This is a genomic window from Bradyrhizobium sp. BWA-3-5 (assembly GCF_032917985.1).
Lineage (GTDB): Bacteria > Pseudomonadota > Alphaproteobacteria > Rhizobiales > Xanthobacteraceae > Bradyrhizobium.
The window spans coordinates 5,573,415-5,587,021 of record NZ_CP136626.1 but is presented as its reverse complement, the minus strand read 5'-3'; the positions used below and the strand labels follow the sequence as shown (position 1 = coordinate 5,587,021).

General features: G+C 57.5%; 9 protein-coding genes and 4 pseudogenes. 4 read left to right on the top strand and 9 right to left on the bottom strand.

The window, feature by feature from the left end:
• Positions 1 to 417: 417 nt before the first annotated feature.
• Both RX331_RS39055 and RX331_RS26910 read right to left on the bottom strand, forming a co-directional pair.
• Positions 418 to 652, bottom strand: a pseudogene (locus RX331_RS39055) (hypothetical protein).
• A gap of 2 nt (positions 653 to 654) precedes the next feature.
• A pseudogene (locus tag RX331_RS26910) lies at positions 655 to 891 on the bottom strand (transposase domain-containing protein); the annotation flags it as partial.
• A gap of 305 nt (positions 892 to 1,196) precedes the next feature.
• Between RX331_RS26910 and RX331_RS26905 the strand changes: the two are divergent.
• Both RX331_RS26905 and RX331_RS26900 read left to right on the top strand, forming a co-directional pair.
• Entirely contained in the window at positions 1,197 to 1,376 is a 180-nt protein-coding gene (locus RX331_RS26905; protein WP_317252659.1) for a hypothetical protein, read from the top strand.
• Positions 1,363 to 3,432: pseudogene (locus tag RX331_RS26900) on the top strand (recombinase family protein). The gene RX331_RS26905 and the pseudogene RX331_RS26900 overlap by 14 nt, the downstream one beginning before the upstream one ends.
• Positions 3,433 to 3,456: 24 nt before the next feature.
• On the opposite strand, the pseudogene tnpC reads toward RX331_RS26900, so the two are convergent.
• From tnpC to RX331_RS26875, 5 genes and pseudogenes are all read right to left on the bottom strand, one after another.
• Positions 3,457 to 4,884, bottom strand: a pseudogene (tnpC, locus tag RX331_RS26895) (IS66 family transposase); the annotation flags it as partial.
• Between the two features lie 45 nt (positions 4,885 to 4,929).
• Positions 4,930 to 5,277 carry an IS66 family insertion sequence element accessory protein TnpB gene (tnpB, locus tag RX331_RS26890; RefSeq protein WP_317252658.1) on the bottom strand — a complete coding sequence of 116 codons (348 nt, stop codon included), beginning with the start codon at positions 5,275 to 5,277 and terminating at the stop codon, positions 4,930 to 4,932.
• Positions 5,274 to 5,681: an IS66-like element accessory protein TnpA gene (gene tnpA, locus RX331_RS26885; protein ID WP_317252657.1), complete on the bottom strand. Its 408-nt coding sequence runs from the start codon at positions 5,679 to 5,681 to the stop codon at positions 5,274 to 5,276. Before tnpA ends, tnpB begins: the two co-directional genes overlap by 4 nt.
• A 255-nt stretch (positions 5,682 to 5,936) precedes the next feature.
• Positions 5,937 to 6,182, bottom strand: a complete 246-nt coding sequence (locus tag RX331_RS26880) for a hypothetical protein (protein WP_317252656.1) — start codon at positions 6,180 to 6,182, stop codon at positions 5,937 to 5,939.
• Positions 6,183 to 7,813: 1,631 nt separating this feature from the next.
• On the bottom strand, positions 7,814 to 8,035 hold the full coding sequence (locus RX331_RS26875; protein ID WP_317252655.1) for a hypothetical protein: 222 nt from the start codon (positions 8,033 to 8,035) through the stop codon (positions 7,814 to 7,816).
• 588 nt (positions 8,036 to 8,623) lie between these two features.
• On the opposite strand from RX331_RS26875, the gene ald reads away from it, so the two are divergent.
• Both ald and RX331_RS26865 read left to right on the top strand, forming a co-directional pair.
• Complete coding sequence (gene ald, locus RX331_RS26870; RefSeq protein ID WP_317252654.1) at positions 8,624 to 9,736, top strand: alanine dehydrogenase; 1,113 nt, start codon at positions 8,624 to 8,626, stop codon at positions 9,734 to 9,736.
• Between the two features lie 315 nt (positions 9,737 to 10,051).
• A complete protein-coding gene (locus RX331_RS26865; RefSeq protein ID WP_317252653.1) occupies positions 10,052 to 10,417 on the top strand; it encodes a hypothetical protein in 366 nt (121 codons plus the stop codon).
• Positions 10,418 to 11,199: 782 nt separating this feature from the next.
• Here the strand turns inward: RX331_RS26865 and RX331_RS26860 are convergent.
• A complete protein-coding gene (locus tag RX331_RS26860) occupies positions 11,200 to 11,880 on the bottom strand; it encodes an HAD family hydrolase (RefSeq protein WP_317252652.1) in 681 nt (226 codons plus the stop codon).
• Positions 11,881 to 11,889: 9 nt separating this feature from the next.
• The gene (locus RX331_RS26855; protein WP_317252651.1) at positions 11,890 to 13,476 is read right to left on the bottom strand and encodes a hypothetical protein; all 1,587 of its coding nucleotides are present in this window, start codon (positions 13,474 to 13,476) and stop codon (positions 11,890 to 11,892) included.
• Positions 13,477 to 13,607: the final 131 nt, after the last annotated feature.

The window sequence follows — 13,607 nt, the reverse complement described above, 5'->3', positions numbered from 1 at the left end:
CAGGAACGCGTTCTGTTGTTCCAAGACCCAGCAGCGCACGCTTTTTGAATCATTATACTTTCCTCAGTTCGTACATATTCGGGTACGGTGACGTCCGGACGCCGATCGCCACTAGTACAATCTGACGTAGCGTGCGAATCAATCCCTTTTTGAGGTCACCTCGTTCGAATACTTCAAACCCGGTCCTCCAGAAGGCCCAGCGCGCCTCGGTCAAGTTGCGTCGAACTGATGGCGTCTGATTTGGCGCGCGGTGAGCTTGAGCCGAACAAGAACCAGTTCATCACTGGCTTCGAGTATGTGAAAGTGACTCTGTGACTGCCGTGAACGGCGACAGCTCCGTCGGGCTTTCGTTGCTGGCGGGCCTTCTCCCGTTTGACAGTATCCATCCGAGCTAGGCCGCGGAGTGGATTCCCGATTTCACCGCTTGAGGGGTTCGGGGTTTTCCTTGTGTATCCTGACGAGCTCCATCAGATTTTCGATGCCGAAGTCGGTGAACGCCATGACGCCTTCGTCACCTATGCCGTAAACCCAAATGACGCCGTCCTCCGGGTCCATTCCGTTGGCCACGTCCCAGAGCCAGTCCTCCGTCTTCGCCGAGGTCCTTTGCGACGCGACCGATTTTGAAGACGGAATGAACTTTGTTGACGTGCACGGCTACGCCGCCTGAGCGGAGGACGTCGACGTGGGAGGCGTCCAATTCCACGGCAGCAACTCGTGCAGCCGGCTTTGCGGCATGTCGGCGATGCGCGCAAAGACGTCGGCGAGCCAGGCTTTCGGGTCGATGTTGTTGAGACGCGCCGTCATGATGAGCGTAGCCATCACGGCGGCCCGCTCGGCACCGCGATCCGAGCCGGCGAACAACCATGCCTTTCTTCCAAGAGCCATCACCCGTTCATTCTGCCCATGTCGGGCAGGAGTTGGAAGTTCAATACCGCTGGCATCCCTATTTCAGCTGCAAGGTCGGCATCCGGCGCATAGCGCAGCGAGCAACCGGTCGATTTCTGAGCGTTAGGGGTCGGCGGGCGTGGTCGTTACCATCGCCGACTGGATGCTCGATCCCGTCATTTGCGCCGGGATGTCCATGGGCACGCCGTGCGTGGACCTCGCGGCACTTGTTGAACTGAAGCGGCTGTTGATAGGCGCCGCCAACACGGCACACTCCTGGGGCAATGCCGGAATCGTTCAGGAGAAATGCCATGACGTATCCCAAGCTGCCGTCGACAATAGCGAGTTGGCAGATGAACCTGCTGTTCGACGCCAAAAGATCGGAAGGGATGAGTCCCACGGAGCGGAACAGAGTTGTATTGATACTGGCTCAGATGCTGATGCAGGCGGCCGGCCTCAACGTCGAGGAGCTTGAAGATGACAAGCTCTGAGCTGATTCCTGCGGCCGTTCTTAAACGCAAGGCGGTCGTATATGTGCGCCAGTCGACGCAATCCCAGGTCATGACCAATCTCGAGAGCCAGCGTCGCCAATATGATCTGGTCGACGTTGCCCGCCAGCGCGGATTTGTCGACGTGGAAATCATCGATGACGATCTCGGCCGATCGGCAAGCGGAACGGTGGCGCGGCCTGGGTTCGATCGCCTAGTTGCATGGCTCTGCGCCGGCAAGGTCGGTGCGGTCTTGTGCTTCGACGCGTCGCGGCTTGCGCGCAACGGTCGCGATTGGCATCACCTGCTTGAGCTGTGCGGGCTTGTCGAAGCCCGCGTCATAGATCTCGACGGCGTCTACAATCCCCGCCGGCCCAATGATCGCTTGCTTCTGGGCATGAAGGGCAGCATCAGCGAGTTCGAACTGGGCGTACTCCGAGCGCGAATGCTGGACGCCGCCGGCTCGAAGGCGAGCCGTGGTGAGCTGCGACTGTCAGTTCCGTTCGGCTATGTCTGGCATCGCGAAGTCGGACTTGGCCTTGATCCCAACCTCCGCCACCAAGAAGTGATCCGACTGATCTTCACGCGCTTCCACCAGCTTGGCAGCGCGCGCCAGGTGTTGCTTTCGATGAAGACCGATCAAATCCATTTCCCAAGACCCTCCGATGAAGGGTGCATGACCAGCTTCGAATGGGTGCCGATTTGTTATCGCAACGTCATCGCGGTTCTCAAGAATCCGTTCTACGCAGGAGTCTATGTTTACGGAAAAAGCGAGAAGCGCACCGCCATCGTCGATGGGAGGGCACGGCGAAGCGACGGGCACAGCAAACCCTTTGGGACGTGGGAAGTGATGATCAAGGATCATCACGAAGGCTACGTCACCTGGGACGAGTTCGAGCGCAATCAGAAGCAGCTCGCCCTCAACAACTACGGCCGTGCCGGAGGCGTCAAGACCGGGCGAGGCGGAAGAGCGCTTCTCTCAGGCATCATGACCTGCGGACGATCCGGACGACGGCTCAGCGTCGCCTATACGGGCAATCCGCAAAGTCGGCCGGTCTATCGCTGTGACAAGCCAAACCTTATGATGGGCTTGCCTCGGTGCATGACCTTCGGCGGTCCGCGGGTCGATTCCGCGATCGCGAGGGAACTGCTCCGGGCTGTCGAACCAATGGCGATCGAAGCCGCGTTCAGGGCGGAACGGATGCATCGGGAACAAGAGGAAGACTAACAGAGAATCCTGGATCTGGAACTGCAGCAGGCGCGCTACGAGGCAAGCTTGGCCGAGCGCCGCTATGCCGCCTGTGATCCTGACAATCGTCTGATCGCGGCACAGCTCGAGAAGAATTGGGAGATCGCGCTCCGCCGCGTTCGCGATCTGGAGGAGCGCCGGCCGGCCGCAAAGCAAGCGGAGATCGGAGTGTATCCGAATGCTTTTGCCAATTTGGCAGAGAACCTCTCTGAGGCTTGGAATGCGCCGGGCGTCACGATGCGTGCACGCCAACAATTGCTGCGGGCTTTCGTCGACATCATCGTCGATGTCGACGAAGAAGCGCGTGACGTCGTGCTTACGATTCACTGGCGCGGCGGCCAGCACTCCGAGCTGCGCGTGCGCAAACCGCGAACCGGAGAACATGGCTGCGCGACGACCGAAGATGCGCTGGCGGTCATGCGCAGCATGGCCGGTCGCTGGTCAGACGAGCATATCGCCGCGTCGCTTAATCGGATGGGCCTGCCTACCGGTCAGGGCAAGACCTGGACGGCGCATCGCGTCTCTTCAGTTCGCCGCGTGCGCGGTATCCATGCCTACCGATCTGCGGAAAAGGATGGCGAATGGCTGACCTTGACCGAAGCGGCCGCGGCGTTGCGCGTCACAAGTCATATGATACGCCGTCTGATCAAATCCGGCGTACTGCCGGCGGTGCAGGTTGTGCCCGGCGCGCCGTACCAGATTCGCGCCGACGACTTGGCGTCGGAATCGGTCAAATCTGCGGTGGCCCGAAAAGGTCGCCCGTATCGCGTCGACGACACCGACACGATTCCAATGTTTACAGACACTTGAAGAAGGAATGCACAATGAATCAGGCATCGCAAAACCGCGCAGCGCTCGCTCTGCGGCATTGTTGGTCAGGCAAATCCTTCCATCATGGGCAAAGCGGGCAAAGCCATCCCACCGGTTGAGCAGATAGTCAATCGGCTTGATGACGTTGGACGAACGCGAGAGCCGGGCAGATTCCGCCCGCAGCCAAGCCTCAAAATCGGTCAGCAGCGGCGCGCTTCTCACCTGGCGGACCCGCAGCCGCTCCTCGGCGCTCAGCCCATAGATATCACGCTCGATCTCAAACAGCTGGTCAATCCGACGGACCGCTTCCAGCGCCAGGGGCGAGATCGCCGCTGCCGACCGTCCACGGCGCGCGTTCTGGGCGATATCCGCCAGTTCGAAGAACGCCCTCCGGCCGTGCGCCCAGCAGAAGGCAGGCGTGGCCGGCGACGCCTTGCGCCCGGATCGAAGAGAGCATTGAACCCGCTATAGGCATCGGCTTGAAGGATGCCGGCGAAGTTCTGAAGATGCCGCGCCGGATGTTCGCCGCGCCGATCGCGCGAGGCGCAAAACAGCGCCGCCGGCGGACCTTGCCCGCCAAATGGCCGATCGTCGCGGACATAGGTCCAAATCCGGCTAGTGTCCGTCCTCCCCTTCGCCAGGATCGGGATCTTGGTGTCGTCGCCATGGAGCCTGTCGGCGGAGAGCACATAGGCTTCGATTAGTTCAAAAATCGGCCTAACCGCAAAGGCTCCGGCGCCCACCTGGTCCGCCAGGGTCGAGACCGACAGGTCGATCCCTTCGCATTTAAAGCGCTGGCTCTGTCGGTTTAACGGCTGATGCTGGCCAAATTTGTCGAACAGGATCGTTGCCAGAAGCTGGGGTCCGATATAGCCCCGTGGCGTCGCATGGAACGGCGCCGGCGGCTGCGTAATCGCCTCGCAGTCTCGGCAACTGAACTTCTGCCGCACCGTCTCGATCACTTTGAACCGTCGTGGGATCTCCTCCAGCGTCGAGGTCACGCTTTCGCCAAGCTTCGACAGCCGCGCCGACCCGCAGCAGGGACATTGCGTCGGAGCCGGCAGGACCACGCGCTCTCGCTCGATGTCGTCGGGGAAGGGTTGGCGAACGGGCCGCTTGCGCTCAAACGAACGCACCGTCTGCGTCTTCCCGGCCTTTCTCGGCGGCGAGTTCATCCTCGGTCGCAGCCGCCTCGAGCTCTTCAAGCTCCAACTCTAGCTAGTCGAGCAGTCGCGCCGACCGCTCCGAGCGCGCGCCATAAAGCGTCCGCCGCAGCTTCTCGATCTCGAGCTTGAGGTGGGCGATCAGCGCTTCAGTGCTCGATTGCTTCGCCTGGGCATTGGCCGCTTCAGCAAGCTTGGCTTCCGCTGCAAGCCTGGCGGCGCGCTCGGTCAGGATCATGGCGTGCGCGGCGGCAAGATCGGGCGGCAGTCCGTCAGCGGCGGAGTCCATGACCAGATGGAATCATATTCGCCGCCAGATTCAAACGACAAACTTTCAGCCCACGCTCGTGGGACGCCAGGACTCCTGTGGATTGCGCCAATCGATTCCGGACAAGAGGTAGCTCATCTGCGCCTGCGAGATCGACACAACGCCGTCAGCCAGCGACGACCATATAAAACGACCTCTCTCCAACTTCTTCGTAAACAGGCACGCTCCCTGGCCATCATGCCAGATCACCTTCAATAAATCGCCCCGGCGTCCACGGAAGCAAAACAAATGTCCGCTCAGCGGATCGCGGCGCAGCACCTCTTGCACCTGCAACGACAAAGAGGCGAAGCCTTTGCGCATGTCGGTGTGACCTGTCGCCAGCCACACCCGAACTCCCGTAGGGATCGGAATCATCGCGGATCCAGAGCCTCGATGATCCGGCGAAGCGCCTCAACGTCGACGCTCGCATCGACAATGACGCGCCGCCCGCCGGTCAGCTCGATCTCAATCCGACGCTCGGTCGAATGTGCTGTCGTACTACGCGATGAATCCGCCGCCGACGCCACAGGCCCATCCTCGGCCACAACTACCATGACAAGGCGAGCCTCGGATTTGGTCCGGTTCGCTGCGAAGGCTCTTCGCCAGGTCACCAGCAGAGAACGCGACAGGCCATATCGCCGCGCCGTCGCCGCAACCAAACGCGGCTCGGACATGCTTTCCAAAACAATCCGCGCCTTCTCCTCCTCAGACCAACGCCGTCGCCGGCCCGTCTCCACCACTTCAAGTCGATTCAGCGCGCTGATCGTATGGCTGTCCATACGTACAGTTCTCAACCATCAGGTCAGCCCGCCGCAAGGCGGCTCTCCTCGGTTCTCCTCGGAGGCTTACCATTTGTCTAACTACGGGAAACGCGCAACTACTGCCATGAGCAGGGCACCGTCCGATGAAAGAGCGAAGCTGTGTTCTCCCGATGATGGATTGCTTCGTGCCCAGTTGGCCTACACGGGGCCAAAGCGTACTAGAGTACTGCGCGAAAGGTAGGCTCCCTTCGCTCAGCCGAGGCGCGGTGGATACTACAGGTCTGAAGGCCGTCCTAGTTCGGCGCGCAGCTTCCAAATCGCGCTATTTGCAAGATGCAATATGTCCTGCTCGCCGTTTCTGCGTGAGAGTGCCAGATAGGTTCGTAGCCGATTGCGCAGCAATTCCTTTGCATTATGCACAAGCAATGGATCGGTCTCGACAAAGCGCCATGACTTGTCGAATGCGGCGCTCACGAGGCTGTCAGAGGCCTGGTATCGCTCGGGTGAAGTCTGCTCCATGTTAAGAACTCCAGCGTAACATCGAGCGAATACACAACTCGCCCGATCAAAAGTGGGTACGTCGATCGGCCCGCTTTTTGGAAGACCAAAGCACGGCCTCAAACAATCCACCATACAAGTACTCCGGCCAGACAGGCGTCGTCGATTGGTTAGAGTGCGCCTGGCGTCCGTAAGTCTGTTGAAAGCACTCTCGGATGGACCGAGGAAGCTAATACGGACGTTTGGTGAAGCTGAGATGACTGCGTTCGCTTTCAAGCCCATTTAGTTCTTCGCGCAATCTGGCATTGTTGTAGGCGCGTCGCCAAGCATGCGTTTCGGTGGTATCACTCTGCGGATCGTCACTCCGCGAAAGGACAGTCGTATCCTTCACCTCTGCTCAGCAAGAATGGCAATTAGACGTCACTACCTGCGACGTCTGGATCTTCATGTCGTAGAACGTGAGGTGCCGCCGCTGAGGGGGACATGCATTGCTTTGAGAGGGCGCGGCAGTTCGCGCACGTGCATCAGGCCGGCAATCCGCGTGCGGTACAGACGTTCCCATTGTGGTCCCCAGCTCGACAACAGCGACGCTCGTGAGGTTAGATTGTTGGGATTGTCTCCAAACAAACAAATCGTCGCTTCTGGTGTCGTACGCCTCAAGAGATTGACGTCGCATGTGTAAGGCCGCGATGCAAAAGAGCAAACGCGCTCGCCAAACTTGTGAAAGCTTCGAATCGTCTACCGAAGAGCGGACTGCGATGCGATCGAGAGCTTTCCATTAACGAATAACGCTAAGAATTGCCCGTCATTCCAAGCAAGCACGTGAAACGTAATTCCTTGGACGGTCTCACGTGACGTGATGGTGCCTGCGCAGCCGAACAGGTAAACAACGTCTGCGTAGTTTGAGCCCAGCCGAACGTTGCTGAGCTCCGAATCCGTGACGCGACAATGCCCGGCCGGGAGTGAGCGAGCGTTAACTGACTTGTATTCCGTATCCAGGTCATCGGGCGTGGCCGGATTGGCGGCAGCTCCGCTTGGCGGAGCGCCGGCTCGTGCCGGTCGAGGGGCGCTCGAGATCTGGGCTAGCTGCATGAATAGCCACGCGAAGGCTGGAATCGCGGTGATCCGCAGGACTACTCGCCAGTTGATGGAACGCCCTATCAGGTGGAATGCTTGATAGATTTTCATCGAATGCCAGAGGCTTGCTAACGTCAATACTCAGCCATTCACGTAGGAAGGGGGCAGGCCATCTGCAATCCACGGTGAAAGGCTGTATGCGAAAATGTGGGCTTCGCCTCGCGTTAGTGTTGCTGAGAAGTAGAATGACGTGTCGTGGACAAAGCACCTGTACTCCCAAGCCATTCGGTTCGAGTATTAGGTCCGACTTTTCACCGTGATGGTACAGATTAGGCAACCCGCCAGGACGTAGCAGTAGCTGATGTTGTTGTATCGGCTGACTACGTTGCGGAACAAGCCGATTCCGCAATACACACGCCTTTCGAGTTTACACTCGGACGATAAGACGACCGAGACTATGAGCCAACGCGACCGCCGCTGCCCAAACGTGTGGTTTCATATTGCACCTGCTACGGATTGGCCGCAGAAAGTTGGGCGGAGCGACCCGACCGTGGCCAGGGCGCGCGGAGTCACCCCTACCTCACGGGCGCATTGGTGATGCTGCCTGAATAGGCAAGCAACGTGCCGAAATCAAAAACATCAGCTTCTGCAGGCGCTTCGCTTGAATCTGTTCGAGGGGCTTGAATCTCACGTAACGTCAGGGTGTAGAGAGTGGCAAAGCTAACGAATCGGGCCTCGTGGTGTCCGACCAGCATTCCCGAAGCGAAACTAAGTGTGCCGCCGATGCTACTGTTCATTTTGCTGTCGATCTTCTTCGCTGTGTTCGGCGCACTGTACGCTGTGAGCGCATGGCTCTCCCGTGGGCAGCACGAGCGCGACGCGCCTTGCGTTCGCCCTACCCAAACACCCAAGCGACGAGCATTCTAACCTGTAGAGCGCCATCACCCGATGGGCTGCACGCTCAGCGCGGCTCGCGCGGCCTCTAAATCCATCTGGAGGAAATATGCAGTGCTTACTGGCATCAGAAAGCAGCGCTTCACTGAAGGCATTTAACGATGCCGGTTCTGAACAGTTCCGTGCCTCGTTACTTTGACTGCCCAGCATGACTCTAACCAGCACGGAAGTCGAACGGGTTCAGGTAATGCATCGCTCTAGATACGCCCTTATCTTCCAGCGCGCGCTGAAGGTGCTCGATCGCGTTGCTGAACAATTCCATTCGATTCGACAGTGATGGCACTGAGCTCGGCGCTGGAATGCCATTTCGATGGAATCCTGCGTGATGCTATCAAGAATAGCTGAATTTCGGCGCTACTTGGGCGCCCGCGTCGCAGGTTTGCATCGCTCTTTCCATTATAAGAGCGGTTGTCCAAGTTAGGAGATTGCAATTGAAGGTCGGCGTTCCCAAGGAAATCAAGACGCACGAATACCGGGTGGGCCTGACCCCTGGAGCAGTCCGCGAATATGTGGCCGCAGGCCACAGCGTACTGCTCGAGACCAATGCCGGTGCTGGTATAGGTGCCACAGATGAGAATTATCGCACGGCTGGCGCAACCATTCTGGACTCTGCTCGCGAGGTGTTCGCGTCGAGCGAGATGATCGTAAAGGTCAAGGAGCCGCAGCCGTCCGAATGGACCCAGTTGCGAGAAAATCAGATCCTCTTCACTTATCTTCATCTGGCCCCGGACCCCGAGCAGGCCAAGGGGCTCATTAAGTCCGGCTGTACAGCAATCGCCTACGAAACTGTGACTGACGCGCATGGCGGGCTTCCGCTTCTTGCGCCGATGAGCGAGGTCGCGGGCAGGCTTGCCGTCGAAGCGGCCGGTGTGGCCCTGAAGCGGTATACGGGCGGGCGCGGGCTGTTGATCGGCGGCGTGCCGGGTGTCCAGCCGGCCCGTATTGTCGTGATTGGAGGCGGCGTTGTCGGTACACATGCGGCGCGGATGGCCGCGGGATTGGGTGCCGAGGTCACCATCCTCGACCGTTCGCTTCCTCGGCTTCGTGAGCTGGATGAACTTTTCGAAGGGCGCGTTCGTACTGGGTTCTCCACGATAGAAGCCGTTGAGGAGGAAGTATTTGCGGCGGACGTTGTGATTGGCGCAGTACTAGTTCCTGGTGCCAGTGCGCCGAAACTCGTCAGTCGGAACATGTTGAGCTCGATGCGCAAAGGCTCCGTCATCGTGGATGTAGCTATTGACCAGGGCGGATGCTTCGAGACATCGCGTCCGACGACGCACGCTGATCCAACTTACGAGCTAGACGGCGTCATTCACTATTGTGTGGCCAATATGCCGGGAGCTGTCCCGCTGACCTCGAGCCAAGCGCTGAATAACGCCACTCTGCCTTTTGGTTTGGCTCTCGCTAACAAGGGATTTGCAGCCATCCTCGAAAATCCGCATCTGCGCGCAGGCCTCAATGTCTATCGAGGGCGGCTGACTTATAAGGCGGTGGCCGAGAGTCTCGGCTTGCCATTCTCACCGATCGAACAGGCTGCGGCCTGATCCCAGAGGCCCTCAAGGGCGTTTCCTCCCTTACTTGGGCCACTCCTTCGGAGTGGCCCCTTTTTTCGGAGGCTACGAACACTCAACGCAATTTGATTGTCTTGTAACTCGCAGATCAAGTCGGGGAGCTCTCCCGGAGAATATCCAGTCATCTTTTTCAGCTGCACGGCGATACGAAAACTTGGGGCTAATGGTGATGATGCACCCGTTCGTAGCGCTCGCCTTCCGGTGTTTTAAACCGCCAAGGCGACCGGCGACCGCCGCCATCCATTCGGGTTGCGGGTGGGTGGACGCCGAACGAGAAAGGAAGCGGTGATGGCGTTGAGAAATACGGAACTGCGCTACTACGACAGCAATGTCCTGCGCCTCCCTGACGACAAGCGGAAGGAATATCATGAACAGGTGGATCGCCCGATCGCCGAACTGTGCAAGTCCGTCCGCGACAAGACCGAGATCAAGATCACAAGGGTAGTAAAAGCTGGCTCCTTCGCCAAATATACCATCTTACGAGAGACGAGCGTCGATCCCGGCGATGTCGATGTGGTGTTCTATATTTCTGGACGTGATGCCGACAAGGAGACGCTCGATAGTCTGAACAACACCATCTACGACCTGCTGATCAACAGTATCCCAACAAGTCGGCCGAAGATTTCGAGATCCAGCGCAAGGCTGCGACCGTGACCTTTGTCGGCACGGGCTGAGCGTCGACATCGTCCCGGTGATCCAGGACGAGAACCGGTCAGGCTATTTGACATCCGTGACGGGTCGAAAATCCAGACCTGCGCTCCCTGCAAGATGAATTTCGTCCGGGATCGCAAGAACCAGGACGGCGATTTCCGCACGCTGATCCGCTTAGGAAGAAGTGGCGCAACTATGCTGAGATCAAGCCGCTCAAATCCTTCGCTATCGAACTCATCACGACCCATATGCTGGCGATGCAGGGTAATCTCGGGAGCATCGAGCTGCGCTTGCGGAATTTCCGTCTCTACATCGCCCAATCGGGTTTGAAAGAGCGGATTAGCTTGCCCCGAGAATACGGCACCGTTCGGGACCTTCAACGATTGCGTGGTCATCCTCCACCCTGTTTTGCCCATACCGCGAAGCCATGCAAGGCAAGGCTCTTTCTCAACGCCACTGCATTCGGCCTCTGATTGCGACATCGACATTATTCCGTCGCTAAACAGCCAGGTCGTCCTTGATTGTGACATTGCGGATCGCGTGTTCGTATCCATAAAGTTAAAACCGTACTTTGGGGCTGTTCGGCCAGCGTGCATTGAAGCAGTACCTCGCGAAGGCGAGGACAAAACGACAGCATCTATATGCCGCTCCAATTCAGCAACGGAAGCCCGTTCATAGGCACCCAAGCCGATCCGTGCCAGTTCCCGTGCTTCCCGCGCCGATAAGGCCGCTTCTTTGTCCGCCGCCGTAGGGGGTGGGAGTAAAGCCGAGTTTCAGCCATGGTCCTATACGTTCCGAAGAAAGCCGTGCCTTTGCAAAATTGGCAGCACCTCATGATGGTCATGAATGATGTAATCCGGCTGCGCAGCCTGCAAACGCGACTCGGAAACAAACCCGCCGGTAATGGATATGCTGATAAGCCCAAGCTCGCGCGCAATATCCGTTTCAATCGGCATATCGCCGATGATGAAGGTCGACTCGGGCTTCAGATTATTTGCTTGCATATACAGGCGAAGCCGTTCGCCTTTGCTCATGCTTTTGAATTGAGTGGCGCGGCTTTCGAAGGCGAGAACGTCGTTGACGCAATCGTCGATTCCGAGCCTGCGGATTTGCGAACGAAGAGGGTCGACTATATAGCTGCTGAGAACGATCGTTGAGACCGCCTGTTGACGTGCCGTTTCCAAAATGCAGCGGGCGCCTTTGCGCAGATGAGCCTTGCTCGCCAAGGGTTCGTAGGTATCGTGAAAAATAGCGCTGCCATCGCTATCCACGATTGCGGCTTCACCTTCCGACATTCCGACACTGCGGTATAGGACGGAAAGCGGGAGCTCGCACTGTTCCCGAAAAGTTGGCATATCGATCTCGGCGCGACCGAAGCGGCCTAAAAGGGCATTGATCGTTTTCAGCAACGCATCGGCATCGTCGAGCAGCGTGCCGTTCCAATCGAATACTAGAGTCGGTTTCATGATGTGACCTTAGGCAACGGCTGATTCTGGGAAGGGAAGATCGGAGATTAACTTGTCCAAATTCTTGTTCGCGCGTTTTTGCCCCGCTGGGGTTGGCATCTCGAACGTAAACGGCGACAAATCGATTCCATTATGCCCTTGCGGAAGCAAGGATACGAGAACTTGGAAGGGTAGATAAGTGACAGTCGCAGAGTTGATGGATACGGCAATTGTGCTTTCGATGACCCTGAGCATTTGCGGTTCGATGTTATGAAAGCGCAGGCTTTGCTTCCGCTGTTCGGGTTGCAAAGTTTTCCATATTTGCCAGAAGGCCAACTCCTCCATCGTGTCGATACCCATGCCGTAGTAATTTGGCGCCACTATAGGCGGTGAACCGATTGCCCAATGCACAGCTTTGGCTCCGGCGGAAAGGAGCATGTTCGTGACAGCCCGACTTGTGTCGCCGCGAATGAGAGCTTCATCGACCATGATTATGGTGCTGTCAGCGACGTCCTTCTCTGCGACACGGTATTTTTTGGAAATAAGAGATATGCGCTTATCAACGATGCCTACAAGCGTCCGTTGAGAAAATTGCGTGGCGATGACTTCCTGACGTCGAAAGATGGCGCCATCCTCGACCAATGATGCAAAAAGACCATCAGCATACGGCCCGCCGGTTCGCGGCATGGAAGAAACGATAATAGGGGCGGTCCCCACTTCAGCTGTCAGTCTCGGCGCGATAAGTTTACCAAGAGCCGCTCCGATATTGTAACGGGTTTCGAGATGAGATTGTCGTTTTGATGTGTCGGGGCTCCCTAGGTAAAGCGTTTCGTAGGCGCACAGCCTGGTGTTATGTCGAGCATCGCATACAGAGCGATCAAGGCATTCTCCCGTTCTTCCGTTCACATACTTGATGTGGCCCGGTAAAATTTCCTCCGCCTTGCCTTGGAGTCCGGAAAAGGCACAGTTTTCCGAAGCAAAAAGCAGAAAGCCATCGTCGGTTTGCATGAATTCCAAAGGTCGTAAACCGTATCTGTTGCGGAAAGCAATGAGATTTCCCTCACCATCCAACAAGAGTGCGCTGACGGCACCATCGATGCGGTTATCGATCTCTCGAAACAGTGTTTTGTGATTCACCGGCAGACCATGCCGCCAATAATGAGCTTGACAAGTGCGCTCAATCAGCTTGAGCAAGAGTTCGGCATCCGTTTCGCCATCAAAGCTATGCCCTTGAGCGAGCAATTCTTTCCTAATCTCATCAGCATTGACCAAAGCCCCGTCTAAAGAAATCGCCAAATGGCGGTAACCGGCTTGATGGTTGTGAACAGGCTGAACGTCGTTCTCGTCGTGTTCCCTGCTAGACGGGCTACGAATGTGTGCAATCGCTGCGTGAGGCCTGAAATCGGCGTACTGTTCATCGTAGTCGATCGTTGTTAGATCGCGTGGCGGCTGAGACGACTTTGTATATTGAACGCGCTTTTCATGCATGAAAGCGGCGAGACCAAACCCCGCCTGTCCGCGAAGTGCAAGTTTCGGAAGCATGTGCTTAAGCCGATCATAAACCGTCTCCCGTGAACGACTTGACGGCAACAGAACAGCGCCAGCAACACCAGACATGCAATTTATCCTTCAAAGACGACAATTGTTGTCGTCGTCATTCGACACTGCGAGTGTCGTGTTCAACCAAGACCCCGCGTCCCACTCCGAGACTAAGACAGATGTATTCCGCCGGCGCGACGCGAAGCACG